Raw genomic sequence first — 17,496 nt, 5'->3', positions numbered from 1 at the left:
GGGTCCGTATCCTCGGGGCCGGGGGAACGGCATGCGTCCCCGGGCCGTTGTTCAGGGGTGATCGGCGGGGCGGGCCCGCCCGGCAGCCCGCCGTGTGCGGGAGCCCGTGGCGTGCGGGAGTCCGCCGTGGGCGGGAGCCCGTGGTCAGTCGGCGATGCGCAGCAAGAGCTTGCCCGTGGACGTGCGTCCGCCGATGAGCCGGTGCGCGCCGGCCGCGTCCGACAGGGGGAACTCGGCGGTGACGGGAAGGACGACCGTTCCGTCGCGGACGGTGCGCAGGGCGCGTTCGGTGAGCATCCGCAGGGCATCGGGTGCGGACCGGGCGAGGGCGAGCACGGAGAATCCCCCGATGGAGCGGCCCCGCGCGTACAGGTCGCCCTGCCCCGCACGCCAGGGCTCGGCGCCGCCGGCGTTGCCGAAGGACACCAGGCGCCCGAAGTCGGCCAATGACTCCAGGCCGCGGCGCAGCGTGTCGCCGCCCACCGGGTCCAGAACCAGGTCTGCGCCCCTGCCGCCGGTCGCCCGGCGGACGTCCGTCTCGAAGGTGCCGGGCCGGAACACCTCGTCGTAGCCGTGCTTGAGCGCGTAGTCGGCCTTGGCGTCGCTGGAGGCCACCCCGTACACCGCGCCGGCGCCCGCTGCCTGGGCCAACTGCCCGACCACCGTGCCGATGCCGCCCGCCGCGCCGTGCACCAGCACGTTCTCCCCGGCCCGCAGCCGCCCCACCTCGTGGACCAGGGCGTGTGCGGTCGGCAGTACGGTCGGCAGCGTGGCCGCGCTCCGCAGGTCCAGTCCGTCGGGCAACGGGAAGACCCTGGCGGCCTGCGCGAGCACGACCTCGGCGTAACCGCCGCCGTCGAGGAGCGCGGCGACCTCCTGCCCCGCCCGCAGACCCTCGACGCCCTCCCCGACCGCCCGGATGCGTCCGGAGACCTCCAGGCCCGGACGGTAGGGCAGCGACGTCACCCGGTACCCCTCGGCGCGCGCCTTCACGTCCGCGAAGTTCACCCCCGCCCAGACGGCCTCGACGGCCACCTGGCCGGGGCCCGGCTCAGGTGCCGCGGCCCGCACGATCCGCAGCACTTCGGGACCGCCGTACTCCTGGAACTCGACCGCACGCATACGCGGCACCACCCTCCCCGTGAGTGTTCAACCGAAAGCGAACACTAGCACTGTACGATGGGCATCGAACACTGGGTAGAGGAGGACATCGGAAATGTCGGACCGGGTTGAAAGCACAAGTCACCGTCCGGCGCCCGTGCATACGCACCCCGACGGCGTCCCGCTGCTCACCGCGCTGTCCGCGCTCGCGGATCCCGTGCGGATCCAGCTGATCCGCGACCTGGCCGGGCATCCCGAATGGTCGCTCAGCTGCAGCAACTTCGACGTACCGGTCGGCCGGGCCGCGAAGAGCCACCACTTCGCGGTCCTGCGCGACGCCGGCTTGGTCGAACAGCGCGACCAGGGCCCCAAACGGCTCAACCGACTGCGCCGCGAGGAGTTCGACGCCCGCTTCCCCGGCCTCCTCGACCTGGCCCTCCGCGCCGACGACACCGAGTAACAGCGGCGGCTCCTCCGCGCGGCCGTCCGCCCCGGGGTGCGGAGCCGGACGGGGCGTCAGCTCCGGCGGTACTGGTCCACCAGGATCGTGGCGGAGTCGTCGGCCGGGGCCTCGACCAGTCTCACGATCGCGACCTCGTTCCGGTCCGGGCTGCGCACGCAGAACGGGCGGGCCTTCGCGAGGGCGGCGAGGGGCAGGTCGGCGGCCGGGCGGGTCTCGATGCCCTGGAGGCAGGCGGCCACCGTCAGCTCGCCGGTGTCGGACACGAACGAGTCCGAGTCCTCGGAGGGCACCAGGGACTGCCCGTCGCGCGCCAGGTACCAGGCGGCCGTCTCCGCGGGCACCACCTTCCCGGCCTTCAGATCGAACTCGTATCCGGAGTCGGGGGCGGTGAGCTTGGCCTTCGTGTAGCCGGGGACGTACGAGGCGGCGGGGTCGGGCGCGGCGGACCCGGATCCGGGCGGGGGTGTGGCGGACGCGGGTGCCGATGCGGATGCGAATGCCGTGGGGCTGGTGGCGGGGCTGGGGCCGCCCGTGCCGCGGGCCTTTGCCCGCCGGGTTGTCCAGGTAGTAGACGGCTCCGGCTGCGGCGAGCAGGGTGCCGGTCACGAGGAGGGTCGGCAGCAGCGGAATCCGCCGCCCCCGGGCCGGCCTGCCGCGGCCCGGACCGGGGACGGATGCCGGAGCGGGGAACGGCGCGGGGGCCGGAGTGCTGTTCGGACATGCGGTGGCTCTTTCAACGAGGCGGGCGATGCGGCAGGGGCCTGCGGGCACCGTGCCATGAATTGACTGAATGTTCAGTCAGTATCAGAGTGAGCGACACGTGCCCGCACCACCCGTCCCGCGTCGCGGCCCTTTGCGGACGGAGGGCGCACCCTTGCCTCAGGGGCCCGGGACGGTCGGCCCGTGCCGTGCCTCCCGCGCCCGCCCCGGCCGGACGCAGTCGTCCTGCCGGCCCTTGATCGGAGCCCTCCCGTGTCCCACCTGCCCCCCACGCGCCGGACCGTCCTCCGCACCTTCGCCGGGGCCGGAGCCCTCGCCTTCGGGGCCGCCGCCTGCGGCCCCTCGCAGAGCGCCCCGCGTTCCCAGGCTCCCGAAGGGTCCGCCCAGCCGTCGCCGACCGGCCCCGAGCGCCGTTTCGGCGCCGAGTGGGAGAGCCACACCCGCACCGTCATGGCCTGGCCCGCCCTGGACGCGGTCTGGATGGAGGACCTGCGCTACGTGCGCGAGGACATCGCGCGGATCGCCCGGGCCGTCGGAGGGTACGAGGAGGTCATCATGATGGCCCGGCCCGAACAGGTGGCCGCGGCGCAGAAGGCCTGCGGCTCCGAGGTCGAGGTGATCCCGCTGGCCGTGGACGACATGTGGGCCCGCGACACCGTCCCCGTCTTCGTCGAGGAGGGGGACAAGCTCGTCGGCGTCGACTTCAACTTCAACGGCTGGGGCAACAAGCAGGAGCACAAGAACGACGGCCGGGTCGGGCGCCTCCTGCTCCAGAAGTACGGGATCCCCCGGGTCCAGGCTCCGCTGGTGGCCGAGGGCGGCTCCTTCGAGACCGACGGCGAGGGCACCCTGCTGATCACCGAGAGCTCGATCGTCAACGACAACCGCAACCGCGGCAAGAGCCGGGACCAGATCGAGGCCGAGCTCAAGCGGACCCTGGGGGTGGAGACGGTGGTCTGGCTGGCCGGCGTACGCGGCCAGGACATCACCGACGCCCACGTGGACAGCCTCGTACGGTTCACCGCGCCCGGTGTCGTCCTGCTCGACCGCGCGCACCCCAACACCCCGAAGGACTCCTGGTCCCGCTCCGCGGACCAGGCGAAGGCGGTGCTGTCGAAGGCGACGGACGCCCGCGGCCGGAAGTTCGAGATCATCGACCTGCCGCAGCCCGACCTGGACAAGATCACGGGCGAGGGCGACGACTTCGTGTCGACCTACGCCAACTTTTACGTGGCCAACGACTCCGTCTTCATGCCGAAGTTCGGGGACCGCCAGGCCGACGACCGGGCCCGCGGCATCCTGCAGGAGCACTTCCCCAAGCGGGACGTCGTCCCCGTCGCGATCGACACGATCGCCTCGGGCGGCGGCGGCATCCACTGCTCGACCCACGACCAGCCCGGCAAGCCCGCCGCGTGAGCGCTGTGCGACGACGCTCGTCCGGGCGGCGCTTCCCGCTGCTGCCCGGTCTGCTCCTGCTCGTCATCGTGGCGGCGGTGGGCGTGGGGTCCTGGCTGCAGTTCGGTGAGCGCCAGGCCCAGGACACCGTCCACACCGCGGGGCGGGCGGATCCGGACCGGGTGGACGTCGAGGCGACGATCCAAGCGGGTGGACGCGGCCGGGCGCGAGCTGCTGCTGCGGGTCCTGGTCGCGCCCCGCGGGGCGCTGGCCGAGGCCGGCGGGATCGCACCCGTCGAGGACCTCACCCTCCAGACCTCGACGGCCACCCGCGGCGACCTGGCCTTCAAGGCCCACCAGCGCATCTCCACCCTGGACGTGCCGGTGGCCATGACGGGCGGCTCCATCACGGACTACCCGTTCGACGCCTACGGGGCGGACGTGGAGTTCGCGGCCGTCATGGGCCACGAGAAGGTTCCGGTGCGGGTCCTGTTCTCCAACAACGACGTGCTCTTCTCGTCCACGGTGGAGGCCTCGACGACGGGTGACGGCGCCGCCGTCCTCGACATCGGGCTGGCCCGCTCCAACAGCGTGCTCGTGTTCGCGGTGTTCATGATGATCGCGATGTGGGCGCTCGCCGTGTCCGTCCTGATCGGCGGGTACTACCTCGTCACCCGCCGCAAGGGGCTCACCTGGCCCGCCCTCGGCTGGATGGCCGCCACCCTGTTCGCCCTGGCCGCCTTCCGCAACACCGCGCCGGGCACCCCGCCGATCGGCTGTCTGCTCGACTACCTCGCCTTCCTCTGGGCGGAGATCCTCATCGCGTTCTGCCTGATCACGGTGGTCGTCACGGGCATCCGCGCGGAGCCTCCGGCGGCGGAGGGAGCGGGGGTGGAGGCGGCCTGAACGGGCGTACGGGCCCGCCCCCCGACGGCCCGTAAGGGGCCCGGCCCCGCGCCCCGGAGCGCTTCGGCAGCACCGTCCGTAGCCCGCCTGCGGGCCCGTGTACCTCCCTCGTGGTCCTCGGGGCGCGGACGCGGGGTGGTCGACGTACGGTGAGCGCGAGATCACCGACCGTATAGTCCAGGCTGCGCGGAGGTACACGGATGCGTACGGCCCACGAGATCGCCCGCGATGCGCGCACGCCACCGGCCCCGGCCGCGGAGGTCCCCGTATGACGGCGCGGGCGGGGTACGGCGGGAGCGCCCGGTTCGCCGCCGCCCACACGTTGCCCGCCCTGGTACGGGGCTTCGTGGGCGCCCGCCCCCGTGCGGCGTTCGGGCACGCCGGGCCGGGCCGGCCCCGCTGGTCCGCCGCCACCCTGCGGGCCCTGCGGGAGCGGCACGGCGGGGCGCCCGTGCTCGTACGGGGGCTGACCGGCACCGTCCTGCTCATCCTCGATCCGCAGGACATCCGGCAGTTCTACGCCGAACCCATCGGCTCCACCGCCCGGCCCGCCACCGGCGCGGACGGCTGCGCCCATGCCGGGCTCGGCGCCGGGCCGCGATCGGTGGACGACTCCGTGCTCGCCGCGGGGCTGACCGTGCACCCCTCGTGCGGAGCCTTCCTCTCGGTCCTCACCGACGAGGCCCGGCGACTCACGGCCGGCGGTCCCCTCGAACTCGCCCGCGTCCGGCACTCCGTGGCCCGCGCCGCCCGGCGCATCGTCCTCGGCGACGCCGCCGCCGGGGACGCGGAACTCGGCCGCCGGCTCGGGCGGTTCCACGACAGGGCCGGCGCGCGGATCGCCGAGTACGCCGACCTCGCGGAGCCGCACACCCTCATCGGGCGGGCCCGCCGCCACGCACACCACCTCGCGGGGCCGGAGGGGGCCGGGTCGGACCCGGTCGGGCAGGTCCGCCAGTGGCTGGCGGCCTTCGACCTCGTCCCCGGCATCCTGCTGCGCACCCTGCTGCTGCTCGGCGCGCACCCGGCCGAACAGGACGCCGTGGCCGCCGAGGCCCGGGCCGCCAGATGGGCGCGGGGCAGCGCCCAGGGCGCGCTGCCCCGGCTGCGGGCCTGCGTCCGGGAATCGCTGCGGCTCTATCCGGCCGTGCCCGACCTGATACGGATCACCCGGGCCGAGACCGAATGGCGGGGCGTGCGGCACCCCGCCGGTACCTGCGTGGTGCTTCCGGTGCTGTTCCACCAGCGCGATCCCGAACACGTGCCCGCCGCGCACGTCTTCGTACCGGGCCGGTGGGCCTCGCGGGAAGCGGACCGGGACGTCCGGATGGCCCCGTTCAGTCATGCCGGCGGACGCTGCCCTGGTGAACAGCTGGGGCTGCTGGTCACCGCGGCGCTCTGCGCGGAGGTGCTGCGCGGACACCGGGTCCGGCCCGCCCGGCCCGTGCTCGACCCCCTCGGCCCGCTCCCCGCGGCCTTGGACCCGCAGGGCATCCGGCTGCACCTGACCCGCCGCTGACCCCACCACCGGCCCCGCCCGCATCCAGCCGCACCCAGCCGCACCCAGCCGCACCCCGCCTGCATCCCGCCCGCATCCCGGCGGCGCCCGGGCATCCGGTCCACCCGCACCACCTGCGCCGCCGACCTGTCCGTCCCGCACCGACCCGTCCCGCACCGACCCGACCCGTCCCGCACCGATCCGCACCGCATCGCCCCGCCCCGTACAGACCCGCCCCGTCCTGCCCGACGTTCATCCGACCCGACGAGGAATCCATGTCCGACGCTGCGACCCCCGGGACCTCCGCGACCTCAGCGCTCACCGACCCGGACGCCGATCAACTGGGCGCCCTGTGCCGGGAACTGGCCGAGGCGGCCGCCGCCGTGGACGAAGCCGCCCGCTACGCCTCCCGGCTCGCCCTCGGCTCCCAGCTGCCGGTCACCGCGCTGGGCCTCGGCAGCCGCCGCCGCGCGGCCTGGCGCACCCTGCTGCGCACCCTCACCGACCGGGACGGACTCGGCTGGGGCGCCCGGGGCCGGGGCGTGGCGCGGGCCGGGTGGCTCGCCGGGGTGTTCACCGGCCGCGAGAGCCTGGCCGTGAGCCTCGCGGTGTGCGGCCTCAGGGGCCGGATCCGGGCCGAGAGTACCCGTAACCCGGCCAGGTGGGAGGACCCGGCCGCCGCCGAAGTGTTCCTCGCGGTGGAGGAGGGCCGGCAGGCCGACGCCGTCAGGGCGTTCCGCGAGCTCGTGCGCCGACGCGGCGAGGGGCCCGCCTTCGCACTCCTGAACCCCTCCTTCGCCGACATCCTGGCCTGGAACGCGCTGACCGACGACAACCCGTTCAACGACCACGCCGGCTGGCAGGTCGCCACCGGCAGGGCCGTGGCAGCCGAGCCGCTCCTCGGGATCGCCGCCGCCCTGCGGGCCTTCTTCGACGGGGGGCCCGCCTGTTCCGATCCGGGGAGCCGCCTCCTGGCCGAGCTGGACACCACCGGCACCCCGGCCGGGTACCGGGGCAACGCCGACCGGATCGGCGGTTCCCCGGGCGCGGTCCTGCTCCAGCAGGTCACGGGCCCGGACGGGGTGGAGCGGTGCGTGCTCCAACTCGCGGGGCCACCAACGGAGTCCGGCCGCGCCGAAGTCCCGTACGCGGCTCCGTACGAAGCCCCGTACGCGGCTCCGTACGCGCACGTCCGGGACGTGGCCGCGACCGTACGACGCCTCGTGCCCTCGGGGACCGAACTCGCCCTGCTCGGCCACGGTCCGGGTGCCCGGACGGCCGGACGGCTCGCCGCGAGCCGGGAGTTCACCACCGTCTACCGGGTCACCTGGGTGGGTTCCGGCCCCGAGCCCGGTCCGGCGGCGGCCCTCGCGGCCTTCGGGGGCAGGATCACCGGAAGCCACCTCGTACGGCTGCCCGGCCACCCTGACGTCTACGTTCCGGGGAGCTCCCAGTGACGGACACCGCCGGGCCCGCCCCCCGGGCCGAGACCCGCCCGGTCCCGGCCGAGGGCCTGCGCGCCCACTCGGCCGCCCTGCGCTCGCACGCCGAGCGGCTGCGCCGCGCCGCCGGGGACCTGAACTGGCAGGGCCCGGGGGGCGATGCCTTCCGCGCCGAGGTGGAGTCCCTGGCCGCCCGCTGCGCCACGGCGGCGGGCGGCTTCGACCTGGCGGCGGCCCAACTGGCCCGCCCCGGACCCCGGGAGGGGACGCGGGGCAGGCGCCGGCGGACCGGCTGACCGGAAGCCGGCGGGAGAGCCGGCGGGAGAGCGGGCGGGAGAGCCGGGGGCAGGCGGGGAGCTGGCGGCGAGGGGTCAGAGGACCAGTGACAGCAGCAGGACGAAGCCCAGGCCGACCACCGAGATGATGGTCTCCATCACCGACCAGGTCTTGAGGGTCTGGCCGACCGTCATGCCGAAGTACTCCTTGACGAGCCAGAACCCGGCGTCGTTGACGTGGCTGAAGAACAGCGAGCCGGCTCCGATGGCGAGGACCAGCAGGGCGGTCTCCGTGGCCGGCATGCCCGCCGCGAGCGGGGCCACCAGGCCGGCCGCGGAGATGGTGGCGACCGTGGCCGAGCCGGTCGCCAGGCGGATGGCCACCGCGATGAGCCAGGCCAGCAGGAGGGTCGGTATCGCCCAGTTCGCGGACAGGTCCATGATCATCTGGCCGACGCCCACGTCGATCAGCGTCGCCTTGAAGCCGCCGCCCGCACCCACGATCAGCAGGATGCCCGCGATCGGGGCCAGTGACCTCTCCACCGTCACGGACAGCCGTGCCTTGGTGAAGCCGGCCGCCCGGCCGAGGGTGAACATGCCCGTGAGCACCGCCGCGAGGAGCGCGATCAGAGGGGAGCCCGCCACGTCGGTGACGCGCTGGACGCTGTTGGCCGGGTCGTCGACCACGATGTCGACCAGGGCCTTCATCAGCATCAGGGCCACCGGCAGCAGCACGGTGAAGACCGTCGCCCCGAAGCTCGGGCGGTGTTCCAGTTCCTCCGAGGGCCGCTGCGGGATCATGTGCTCGGGCGCCGGGATGTCCACCCAGCGGGCCGCGTACCGGGAGAACACCGGACCCGCGATGACGACGGTCGGGACGGCGACGAGCACGCCGAGCGCGAGGGTGAGGCCCAGGTTGGCGTCGAGCGCGTCGATGGCGACGAGCGGACCGGGGTGCGGCGGGATCAGTCCGTGCATCACGGACAGGCCGGCCAGCGCGGGGATGCCGATCCGCATGAGCGAATAGTTGCCCCGCTTGGCCACCAGCAGGACCACCGGGATCAGCAGCACGATGCCGACCTCGAAGAAGAGCGGGAGGCCGATCACCGAGGCGATCAGCACCATCGCCCAGGGCATGGCCCGGCCCTTGGCGCGCGCCAGGATGGTGTCCACGATCTCGTCCGCGCCGCCCGAGTCGGCGAGCAGTTTCCCGAGGATGGCGCCGAGCGCGATGAGTACGCCGACCCCCGCGACGGTGGCGCCGAGGCCGGCGGTGAAGCTGGTGACGGTCTTGGCCAGAGGGGCGCCGGCGAACACCCCCAGGGCGAGCGAGCCGAGCGTCAGCGCCAGGAAGGCGTGCAGCTTGAGGCGGGTGATGAGCAGGACGATGACGGCGATGCCCGCGAGGACGGCGATCCCCAGCTGGGTGTTGCCGGCCGAGGTGATCGGCTCGGTGGCGGCCGCTGCCAGAGTCTCGACGCTGAGACTGGTCACGGTGACGGTTCCTTCGTTCTCGCTTGCGGGCAGGGCAGGGCAGGGCAGGGCAGGGCAGGGCAGGACAGGGCAGGACAGGGCAGGACGGGGTGGCGTGGGGCGGGGTGGCGCGGGGCGGTGCGGGGCGCCCGGGCCCGGGCGGCGCGGTTACGCGACCGGCGAGGGCAGGCGGCGCAGGGCGGCCAGGGCCCGCGCGGTGATGTCCTCCGGGGATCCGGACACGTCGACGAGGACGCCGAGTTCGTCCGGCTGGAGCGGCTCCAGCGTGGCGTACTGCGAATCCAGCAGCGTGGTGGGCATGAAGTGCCCCTTGCGCGCCGCCATCCGCTCCTCGATCAGCGGCCGGTCGCCGGTGAGATGGACGAAGACGGTGTCCGGTGCGACGGCCCGGAGCCGGTCGCGGTAGGCCCGCTTGAGGGAGGAGGCGGAGACGACCCCACCCCCGATGCGGGCCCGGTTGCGCATCCACTCGCCGATCGAGTCCAGCCAGGGCCGGCGGTCCGCGTCGTCCAGGGGGGTGCCGGCGGACATCTTGGCGACGTTGGCCGCCGGGTGGAAGGCGTCGCCCTCCGCGTAGGGGAGGGCGAGCGCGTCGGCGAGCAGCCGGCCCACGGTCGTCTTTCCCGTCCCGGCCACGCCCATCACCACAATGACGCGCGTCATCGCGCACCTCTTTTTCGTCGTCCATGTCCTCGTTGACATCGGTCCGGAGGACCTGGGCTCCACTGAAACCCATTACGTAGTACTTATTCAAGGGGTCATCGGTAAAACATCACATCTTTTGTCCATCCGGCGGTCACCGTACGCTTACGCCCATGACCACTGAAGGGCCGGGCGGACCGGACGGACCGGGTGGACCGGCCGAGCAGGGCAGCCAAGGGCTCCACTCCCACGTGCTGGACACCATCGGCCTGGCGATCACGGCAGGGGACCACCCGCCCGGCAGCGTGCTGCGCACCGACGAGATCGCGGAGCGCTTCGGCGCCTCGCGGACCGTGGTCCGCGAAGTGGTCCGCGTACTGGAATCCATGCAACTGGTCGAGTCCCGCCGCCGGGTCGGCGTCACCGTCCGCCCCACCGAGGAGTGGAACGTCTACGACCCGCGCGTCATCCGCTGGCGCCTGGCCGGCGCGGACCGCCCACGGCAGTTGCGCTCGCTCACCGTGCTGCGCTCGGCCATCGAGCCGGTCGCGGCCGGACTCGCGGCGGTACGGGCCACCCCGGAGCAGTGCGCCGAGCTCACCGAGGCGGCCCTGGGCATGGTCCGCACCTCACGCGGCCACCAGCTCGACGGGTACCTGCACCACGACATCGCCTTCCACCGGATCGTGCTCAACGCCTCCGGCAACGAGATGTTCGCGCGGCTCGGCGACGTCGTCGCCGAGGTCCTGACCGGGCGCACCCAGCACGCGGTGATGTTCCACGACCCCGACCCGGCGGCCGTCACGCTGCACGTGCGGGTGGCCGAGGCCGTACGGGAGGGCGACGCGGCCCGCGCGGAGGCGCTGACGCGGCAGATCGCGGTGGGCGCGCTGGAGGAACTGGACGTACTCGCGCCGTAGACGGCCGGGCGGAGCCGGGCGGAGGCCGGGGCGGAGCCGGGCGCCCCGGGCGGGCGGGCCGCCCGTACGGTCAGTCGCGCACGGGGGCGTTCGCCGGGTGGCGGGCGTCGGCGCCGTCCGCTCCCAGGCCCGCGAGCAGGCGCAGTCCGTCCTCGGCGGGGCTGCCGGGGGCCGCGGACAGGACCACGAGCTCCATGCCCGAGTCGCCCGGCAGCGCGAAGTTCTCCTGGTGCAGTTCCAGCAGTCCGACCAGCGGGTGACGGTACTCCTTGCGGCCGTGGGTGCGGGCGCGCACGTCCGCGCGGGCCCACAGGCGGCGGAAGCGCTCGCTGCCCATGGCCAGTTCGCCGATGAGCGCGGCCAGCCCCGGGTCCTCGGGGTACTGGCCGGCCGCCAGGCGTAGGTGCCCGACCACATCGAGGGCGCACTGCTCCCGGTCGGCGTAGAGGCCGCGCTCGGCCTCCTCCAGGAAGAGGTGCCGGGCGATGTTCAGGCCCGGCATCGGCCGGCCGAAGAGGAGCCCGGCGAGGTGGTTCCCGGCGAGCGCGTCCATACGGTGGTCCATGATCAGTGCGGGCGCGCCGACGACGAGGTCGAGGACGCGCAGCACCTCCGGCCGGATCCTCCCGCCCGGCGCCTTCGCGCGGCGGCGGCGCTGCCGCGCGAGCCGGTAGAGGTGCTCCCGTTCGGTCTCGTCGAGACCGAGGACGCGGGCGAGCGCGTCGAGGACCTGCTCGGAGGGCTGGGTGGCGCGGCCCTGCTCCAGGCGCACGTAATAGTCGACACTGACGCCGGACAGGTGCGCGACCTCCTCGCGGCGCAGGCCCGCGACCCGGCGGCGGCTGTCGGTGGGGAGGCCGGCGTCCGCCGGGTCGACCCGTGCGCGCCGGGTCCGCAGGAAGCCCGCAAGATCGTCCATGGGCCCAGTATGGCCGCGGCGGCGCCCGCGAAGGTGGCCCTGCCAATACCAGGAACTCCGGTCCGACGGAAGACGCGCCCCTGAACGACGGGCGCCGCGGGGACCAGGATCGAAGGCATCCGATCCCGAGGAGTTCCCGTGAAGACGCTGATCGTCCACGCCCACCCCGAGCGCGCATCGCTCAACAGCTCGCTGAAGGACCTGGCGGTGTCCACGCTGGAGGCCGCCGGACACGAGGTGCGGGTGAGCGATCTGTACGCGATGAACTGGAAGGCGGTCGTGGACGCCGAGGACTACGGCCCCCACGCGTCGAGCCCGCTGAAGGTCGCCCTGGACTCGGGCCGGGCCTTCGAAGCCGGAGCGCTCACCCCGGACGTGCTCGCCGAGCAGGAGAAGCTGCTGTGGGCCGACACGATCGTCTTCCAGTTCCCGCTGTGGTGGTACTCGATGCCCGCGATCCTCAAGGGCTGGGTGGACCGGGTGTTCACCTACCGTTTCGCGTACGGGGTCGGCGAGCACAGCGACACCAAGTACGGCGAGCGCTTCGGCGAAGGCACCCTCGCGGGCCGCAGGGCGCTGCTCGCGGTGACCGCCGGCGGCCCGGAGTCGCACTACTCCGCTCGCGGGATCAACGGCCCCATCGACGACCTGCTGTTCCCGATCCACCACGGGATCCTCTACTACCCGGGCATCGAGCCGCTGCCGCCGTTCGTGCTGTACGGCACCGACCGGATGGGCGCCGAGGACTACGCGCTCGCCGCCCAGGTCTGGCAGGGGCGCCTGCTCACCCTGGAGTCGACCGAGCCCATCCCCTTCCGGCGGCAGAACTTCGGCGACTACGAGATCCCCTCGCTGCACCTGAAGGAGGGCTTGGAGCCCGAGGGACGGGCGGGTTTCGGGCTGCACGTGCGATGACCCCCGGCCGCGGGGTGGACCGGGCCGCCCCGCGGCCGGTGGGCCGACTGCGCTGCGGGGCCCGCGTGCCCGGCGGTCGGGCGGGTGGCAGCGACCCGATGTCGACTGTCGAGCGCGGTGCGGCAGCGCTCCTCGGATCAGACCGCCACCCGGGTGGGCAAAGCGTCCGCCCTCCCGTAGGCGAGCACCTGAGCGAGGACCTCCCGGAACCGGGCCACGTCGTGCGCCGGTGCCTCGATGACGGCCTCGATCTCACAGTCCTCCAGCCGAAGGCTCTCCAGGGCCTCGGGGTCCAGCACGACGCGAAGGACATTGCCCTCCAGGACGGCTTCGCGCACGCAGCCGTAGGCCGTCCCCTGCCCGGCCGTGACCAGGCAGTGAGTGTCCATTCCCAGGGCGACATCCTGGTCGTCGGGATCCTCCTCGCCCGACATGAACAACAGGACGAATCCACTGCCGTCCTCGGCCTCGGCGAGACCGGCCTCGGTGAAGTCGCCGTCCGGATCAATCTCGGTTCCGGCGGCGCGGGCGGTGAATCGGAAGGTCATGAAGAAGTTCTATCAAGACGGTCGGACAGCGAACGCGGCGTGGGCGTCGGCCCTCCCGCCGTCCGGCGTACCGGTACCGCGTGTCGTTGGCCCAACTCGTTGACGCTGCGGCGGCATGAGCGTTTTTGATCTTCGTCGGACCCCCTTCCTGGAGATGCTCCCCCTCGCTTCGGCCGGAGCAGACGACCATTTCCGTTCGGCGAAGGGGTACTCGCGTGTCTTCCACAGCAAGAACCGGCCGAAGGGCCCGGCTGGCCGGCGGCCTCGTACTGCCCATGGCCGTGGCACTGGGCGGATTCACGGTCCCGGCGGCGGCCTCCGACGGCGGTGCGGTGGCCTCCGGCGGTGGTGTGGTGTCGGCCTCGGGCGGTGCAGCGTCCGCTTCGGGCGGGGGTGCTGCACCGCCCGAGGCAGGGGGGTCGGGTTCGGGCGATGCCGCGCCTGCCTCGGCCGGTGGTGCGGTGCTGGGTTCGGGTGGGGATGCTGCGTCGGGTTCGGGTTCGGGTGCTGTGCCGGCTTCCGGTGGAGGTGCGGTGCCGACTTCGGGCGGAGCGCCGGCTTCTGGTGGGAGCGCTGCGCCGGATTCGGGGGGTGCTGTGCCTGCCTCGGCAGGGGGTCGGGTTCGGGCGGGGTCGGGAGGGGTGCGGCGGTTGCCTCCGGCGGGGGTGCTTCGGCCTTCGGTGGGCGGGCTGTCGGTGGGGCGGGCGTGGGTGCGGTGGCGGGGGTGCCTGCCGGGGGAGCCGGCGCCGAGTCCCGGGAAGGGCAGGCCCCGGATGCGGCGGTGTCGGGCGTGCCGAGCGCTTCGGAGCCGCTACGGGCCGGCCGTGCGCCGGAGTCGGTCCCCGCCGGGCCCGACGGCGGCTGTGGGCGGGATCGTGCCGAGGCGGTTCCGGACGGCGGCCGCCCGTGCCCCGCTCCGGCCGGGGCCCAAGGCCCCCGGGGGCCGAAGGGTGTGAAGGGGGAGAAGGGAGCCTCGGGACCCAAGGGCGACGCGGGCCCGCCGGGCCCCAGGGGCGAGCCGGGCGGGAAGGGAAACGCCGGCGCCAAGGCCGATGCCGGGCCTCCGGGACTCCGGGGCGAGCCTGGTGCGCGGGGTGAGCGGGGGAGCGCCGGCCCCAAGGGTGATGCCGGCCCCAAGGGTGACGCCGGGCCCAAGGGTGACGCCGGGCCCAAGGGTGAGGCCGGGCGCAAGGGTGATGCCGGCCCCAAGGGTGAGGCCGGGCGCAAGGGTGATGCCGGCCCCAAGGGTGAGGCCGGGCTCAAGGGTGAGGCCGGGCCCAAGGGTGACGCCGGGGTGTCCGGGGGTAAGGGCGAGGCGGGGGAGAAGGGGAGTGCCGGGCCCAAGGGGGACCCGGGTGCCGTCGGGCGCAAGGGGGACCCGGGGCCCAAAGGGGACGTAGGGCGGACCGGAGACGTCGGGGCGGCCGGGCCCCAGGGGCAGCAGGGCCCCGCGGGTCCGGCCGGTCCGGCGGGCACGCAGGGGCATCCCGGCCTTCCCGGAACCGCGGGGCCGCAGGGGTTCGCGGGACCGTCCGGGCGGGAGGGGGCCCCGGGCCCGACCGGCGCCACCGGGCCGATCGGTCCGCTGGGCCCGGTGGGTGCGCAGGGGGTGCCCGGCCCGATGGGCCCCTGCGCCTCGGTGGACAACCAGATGCCCAACAACTCCGAGGAGTTCGCGCTCGTCCTGAAGGACGGCAAGACCCACCTCGGCCGCCGCACCCGCGATATGACGGGCCAGTGGGGCGACTTCGCCTGGACCGACCTCACCGTGGCGCCGGTCACCGGCTACCCCGCCGACGTCTGCACGGTCGCCCTGGCCATCCACGGCAATGACGTGAAGGTCAAGGCCATCACCAAGACGGGCACGCTTCACCACACCCACTGTGTGACCAACGGGCGCGCCGTCACCTGCGACGCACCCTGGGCGCCCGTGCATCCGCAGCCCTGACCCGGTGCCGCCCCGCCCCCGGCGGCCTGACCCGGGGCCCCGCCCCTTCGTGACCGCGTCCCCCGCACCCGCCCCGTAGGCCACACTGGGCGGGTGCTGGGACATGGCGACGGGTACGAGGCCGGGGGCTCCGACTCCTTCGTGGGGCGGACCCGCGAACTGGCCCTGATCGAGCGGGCTTTGCGTGAGGATCGGCTGATCACTCTGACCGGGTCGGGCGGGGTCGGCAAGACCCGCCTGGCCCGCCGCGCGGCCGACCTCGCGGCCGACCTCGCGGCCGAGCTCGCGGCGGGCCCCGCCGAACCGGCCGGGGCCACCGCTGCGGTGGGCCGCTTCCCCGACGGGGTCCACTGGGCCGACCTCTCCCCGCTCCCCGACGAGCGGCTGCTCGTGGCCACCGTGGCCGACGCCCTGGACCTCGCCGACCACACCGCCCGTACCCCGGGCGCAGCGGTGCGGCAATGGATCGGCGAGCGCCGGCTGCTCCTCGTGCTGGACTGCTGCGAGCACCTGGTGACGGCCGTACGGGACCTCGTACGGGAGTTGCTCGACGCGGCCCCGCACCTCGTCCTGCTGCTCACCAGCAGGCAGCCCCTCGGGCTCGCGGACGAACGCGTCCTGGACGTAGGCCCGTTGCCGCACGCCGCGGACCCGTCCGGTCCCGAGGAGGCCCTCGCCCTGTTCACCCGGCGGGCCGCCGCTGCCGCCCCCGGGCAGGCGCCGCCCTGGACCGAGGCAAGGCTCGCGGCCGCCCGCTCCGTGTGTGCCCGTCTCGAAGGGGTCCCCCTCGCGCTGGAATTGGCCGCCGCCCAGTTGACCGACCACACCATCGAGGAGCTGGCCGCACGGCTCGCCCGCAGGATCGGCCCGCTGTCCGCACCCGCCCCCGGCGGGCCGCCGCGCCACCGGGCGCTGCGCACCGCCATCGGCTGGAGCCACGAGTGGTGCGCACCGCGCGAACGGCTGCTGTGGCTGCGGCTGTCCGTCTTCGGGGGCGCCTTCGACCTGGCCGCCGCACGCGCGGTCTGCTCCGCCGCCCCGCTCACCGAGGCGGACGTACCGCCCCTGCTCGACGCGCTGGTCGCCAAGTCCGTCGTACGCCGGGGCGCGGACGGCTCGTACCGGATGCTGGACACGATCCGGGAGTACGGGGCCATGTGGTGCGACGAGGCCGGGGAACGCGGGGCGCTGCGGGAGGCGCACGCCGGGTACTTCACCGAGCTGGTGCGCGCCGCCGAACGGGACTGGCTCGGCCCCGCCCAGCGGACCGGGTACCGGCACGTGGAGGCGGCGCACGGAGACCTGTGCGCGGCCCTGGACCACCATCTGGCCACCGCCGCCCCGGAGCGGGCCCTGGACCTGGTCGCACGGGCCGGCTTCTACTGGGCCTGCTGCGGCCACCTGCACGCCGCGCGCGGCTACCTGGAACGGGCGCTGGCCGCCGCACGGCCCGAGAAGGTGGCCCCGCGGGTCCGGGCGCGCGCCCTGTGGGCCCTCGGGGTGACCCTGCTGCTCCAGGGCGAACAGGAGCAGGCCCACCGGATCGCCGTCGGCTGCGAGGCCCTGGCCGCGAGCCTCGACGGGGACCCCGGGCCGGCGCTGGACGCCGCGTACCTGCTGGGCCTGAGCCACCTGCTGGCCGGGCGCCCGCTGGCCGCGCGGATCGTCTCCGACAACGCTCTGGAGGCCCACCCCGGCACGCCCTTCGACTCGGGGCCCCGGATCCGCTGCCACCTCGTACGGGTCTTCGCGCTCACCGGAACCGGCCTGTTCACCGACGCCCGGGCGGAGGCGGAACTGCTGCGCGCGGGCTGCGAAGAGCGCGGCGAACACTGGACCCGGGCCTACGCCGACTACCAACTGGCCCTGATCTGCCTCTTCGAGGGCCACCCCGTCGAGTCCGCCGTCCACGCCCGCGCCATGCTGGAGAGCAAGCGCGAGCTGGGCGACAGCTTCGGCACGGCCCTGGGCCTCGACCTGCTCGCCGCGGCCCGGGCGGCGACCGGGGACGGGGCCGGCGCGGCGCGCGCGTACGGCACGGGCCACGCCTACTGGCAGGCGGTCGGCCACCCGCAGCGCGGCACCCCCGAACTGGCTTCGGTAAGAGCGGAGTTCGAGCGAACGGCCCGCGGAGAACTCGGCGACCGGGCCTACGAGGAGGCCTTCCGCGAGGGCCTGCGGCACGGCCACGCCCTGCGCACCCGCCCCCACCCGTACTAGACGAGTCATTCCGAATGCTGACGGTGTGTCCGGGAACGCAGACAGGGCGTCCAAGATCGTTGTGTGACGAACAACCTGGACGCCCTGCTG

Annotated in this window: 16 protein-coding genes; 10 read left to right on the top strand and 6 right to left on the bottom strand. The window is 74.4% G+C overall.

Going from position 1 to position 17,496, the window contains the following annotated elements:
• Positions 1 to 144 precede the first annotated feature (144 nt).
• Positions 145 to 1,122 carry a zinc-binding alcohol dehydrogenase family protein gene (locus ACIQV3_RS38500; protein WP_403721437.1) on the bottom strand — a complete coding sequence of 326 codons (978 nt, stop codon included), beginning with the start codon at positions 1,120 to 1,122 and terminating at the stop codon, positions 145 to 147.
• A 94-nt stretch (positions 1,123 to 1,216) separates the two neighbouring features.
• Between ACIQV3_RS38500 and ACIQV3_RS38495 the strand changes: the two genes are divergently transcribed.
• A complete protein-coding gene (locus tag ACIQV3_RS38495) occupies positions 1,217 to 1,561 on the top strand; it encodes an ArsR/SmtB family transcription factor (protein WP_403721435.1) in 345 nt (114 codons plus the stop codon).
• A gap of 56 nt (positions 1,562 to 1,617) precedes the next feature.
• Here ACIQV3_RS38495 and ACIQV3_RS38490 read toward each other — a convergent pair whose 3' ends face one another.
• On the bottom strand, positions 1,618 to 1,908 hold the full coding sequence (locus tag ACIQV3_RS38490) for a hypothetical protein (protein WP_403721432.1): 291 nt from the start codon (positions 1,906 to 1,908) through the stop codon (positions 1,618 to 1,620).
• Between the two features lie 628 nt (positions 1,909 to 2,536).
• On the opposite strand from ACIQV3_RS38490, the gene ACIQV3_RS38485 reads away from it, so the two are divergent.
• The 5 genes from ACIQV3_RS38485 to ACIQV3_RS38465 all read left to right on the top strand — a co-directional run bounded on the left by ACIQV3_RS38485 (position 2,537) and on the right by ACIQV3_RS38465 (position 7,821).
• Positions 2,537 to 3,700: an agmatine/peptidylarginine deiminase gene (locus ACIQV3_RS38485; protein ID WP_403721429.1), complete on the top strand. Its 1,164-nt coding sequence runs from the start codon at positions 2,537 to 2,539 to the stop codon at positions 3,698 to 3,700.
• Between the two features lie 189 nt (positions 3,701 to 3,889).
• Positions 3,890 to 4,585 (top strand): DUF4436 family protein, encoded by a 696-nt coding sequence (locus tag ACIQV3_RS38480; RefSeq protein WP_403721428.1) that lies wholly within the window; start codon positions 3,890 to 3,892, stop codon positions 4,583 to 4,585.
• 268 nt (positions 4,586 to 4,853) lie between these two features.
• Entirely contained in the window at positions 4,854 to 6,104 is a 1,251-nt protein-coding gene (locus ACIQV3_RS38475; RefSeq protein ID WP_403721425.1) for a cytochrome P450, read from the top strand.
• 254 nt (positions 6,105 to 6,358) lie between these two features.
• Complete coding sequence (locus tag ACIQV3_RS38470; RefSeq protein ID WP_403721422.1) at positions 6,359 to 7,540, top strand: hypothetical protein; 1,182 nt, start codon at positions 6,359 to 6,361, stop codon at positions 7,538 to 7,540.
• On the top strand, positions 7,537 to 7,821 hold the full coding sequence (locus tag ACIQV3_RS38465; RefSeq protein WP_403721419.1) for a hypothetical protein: 285 nt from the start codon (positions 7,537 to 7,539) through the stop codon (positions 7,819 to 7,821). The genes ACIQV3_RS38470 and ACIQV3_RS38465 overlap by 4 nt, the downstream gene beginning before the upstream one ends.
• Positions 7,822 to 7,896: 75 nt before the next feature.
• Here ACIQV3_RS38465 and ACIQV3_RS38460 read toward each other — a convergent pair whose 3' ends face one another.
• Both ACIQV3_RS38460 and ACIQV3_RS38455 read right to left on the bottom strand, forming a co-directional pair.
• On the bottom strand, positions 7,897 to 9,294 hold the full coding sequence (locus ACIQV3_RS38460; protein ID WP_403721414.1) for a gluconate:H+ symporter: 1,398 nt from the start codon (positions 9,292 to 9,294) through the stop codon (positions 7,897 to 7,899).
• Positions 9,295 to 9,441: 147 nt separating this feature from the next.
• Positions 9,442 to 9,957 carry a gluconokinase gene (locus ACIQV3_RS38455; RefSeq protein ID WP_403721411.1) on the bottom strand — a complete coding sequence of 172 codons (516 nt, stop codon included), beginning with the start codon at positions 9,955 to 9,957 and terminating at the stop codon, positions 9,442 to 9,444.
• A gap of 152 nt (positions 9,958 to 10,109) precedes the next feature.
• On the opposite strand from ACIQV3_RS38455, the gene ACIQV3_RS38450 reads away from it, so the two are divergent.
• Complete coding sequence (locus ACIQV3_RS38450) at positions 10,110 to 10,856, top strand: FadR/GntR family transcriptional regulator (protein ID WP_403721408.1); 747 nt, start codon at positions 10,110 to 10,112, stop codon at positions 10,854 to 10,856.
• A gap of 70 nt (positions 10,857 to 10,926) precedes the next feature.
• On the opposite strand, the gene ACIQV3_RS38445 is transcribed toward ACIQV3_RS38450, so the two are convergent.
• On the bottom strand, positions 10,927 to 11,775 hold the full coding sequence (locus ACIQV3_RS38445) for a helix-turn-helix transcriptional regulator (protein ID WP_403721405.1): 849 nt from the start codon (positions 11,773 to 11,775) through the stop codon (positions 10,927 to 10,929).
• Between the two features lie 138 nt (positions 11,776 to 11,913).
• Here ACIQV3_RS38445 and ACIQV3_RS38440 point away from each other — a divergent pair, with 138 nt between their 5' ends.
• Complete coding sequence (locus ACIQV3_RS38440; protein ID WP_403721402.1) at positions 11,914 to 12,690, top strand: NAD(P)H-dependent oxidoreductase; 777 nt, start codon at positions 11,914 to 11,916, stop codon at positions 12,688 to 12,690.
• A gap of 137 nt (positions 12,691 to 12,827) precedes the next feature.
• On the opposite strand, the gene ACIQV3_RS38435 is transcribed toward ACIQV3_RS38440, so the two are convergent.
• The gene (locus tag ACIQV3_RS38435; RefSeq protein ID WP_403721400.1) at positions 12,828 to 13,238 is read right to left on the bottom strand and encodes an Imm10 family immunity protein; all 411 of its coding nucleotides are present in this window, start codon (positions 13,236 to 13,238) and stop codon (positions 12,828 to 12,830) included.
• 1,594 nt (positions 13,239 to 14,832) lie between these two features.
• Between ACIQV3_RS38435 and ACIQV3_RS38430 the strand changes: the two genes are divergently transcribed.
• Positions 14,833 to 15,186 carry a hypothetical protein gene (locus tag ACIQV3_RS38430; protein WP_403721397.1) on the top strand — a complete coding sequence of 118 codons (354 nt, stop codon included), beginning with the start codon at positions 14,833 to 14,835 and terminating at the stop codon, positions 15,184 to 15,186.
• Between the two features lie 93 nt (positions 15,187 to 15,279).
• Positions 15,280 to 17,406, top strand: a complete 2,127-nt coding sequence (locus tag ACIQV3_RS38425) for an ATP-binding protein (protein ID WP_403721396.1) — start codon at positions 15,280 to 15,282, stop codon at positions 17,404 to 17,406.
• Positions 17,407 to 17,496 lie beyond the last annotated feature (90 nt).

The sequence above is a fragment of the Streptomyces sp. NPDC099050 genome (genome assembly GCF_044759865.1).
GTDB lineage: Bacteria > Actinomycetota > Actinomycetes > Streptomycetales > Streptomycetaceae > Streptomyces.
The sequence above is the reverse complement of the archived record's forward strand: the minus strand, read 5'-3'. Positions and strand labels throughout refer to the sequence as shown.

Excerpts from the sequence above, each read along its gene's own strand:
- ACIQV3_RS38500 (WP_403721437.1), bottom strand. The coding sequence starts at position 1,122 with ATGCGTGCGGTCGAGTTCCAGGAGTACGGCGGTCCCGAAGTGCTGCGG.
- ACIQV3_RS38495 (WP_403721435.1), top strand. The coding sequence starts at position 1,217 with ATGTCGGACCGGGTTGAAAGCACAAGTCACCGTCCGGCGCCCGTGCAT.
- ACIQV3_RS38475 (WP_403721425.1), top strand. The coding sequence starts at position 4,854 with ATGACGGCGCGGGCGGGGTACGGCGGGAGCGCCCGGTTCGCCGCCGCC.
- ACIQV3_RS38470 (WP_403721422.1), top strand. The coding sequence starts at position 6,359 with ATGTCCGACGCTGCGACCCCCGGGACCTCCGCGACCTCAGCGCTCACC.
- ACIQV3_RS38455 (WP_403721411.1), bottom strand. The coding sequence starts at position 9,957 with ATGACGCGCGTCATTGTGGTGATGGGCGTGGCCGGGACGGGAAAGACG.
- ACIQV3_RS38450 (WP_403721408.1), top strand. The coding sequence starts at position 10,110 with ATGACCACTGAAGGGCCGGGCGGACCGGACGGACCGGGTGGACCGGCC.
- ACIQV3_RS38445 (WP_403721405.1), bottom strand. The coding sequence starts at position 11,775 with ATGGACGATCTTGCGGGCTTCCTGCGGACCCGGCGCGCACGGGTCGAC.
- ACIQV3_RS38435 (WP_403721400.1), bottom strand. The coding sequence starts at position 13,238 with ATGACCTTCCGATTCACCGCCCGCGCCGCCGGAACCGAGATTGATCCG.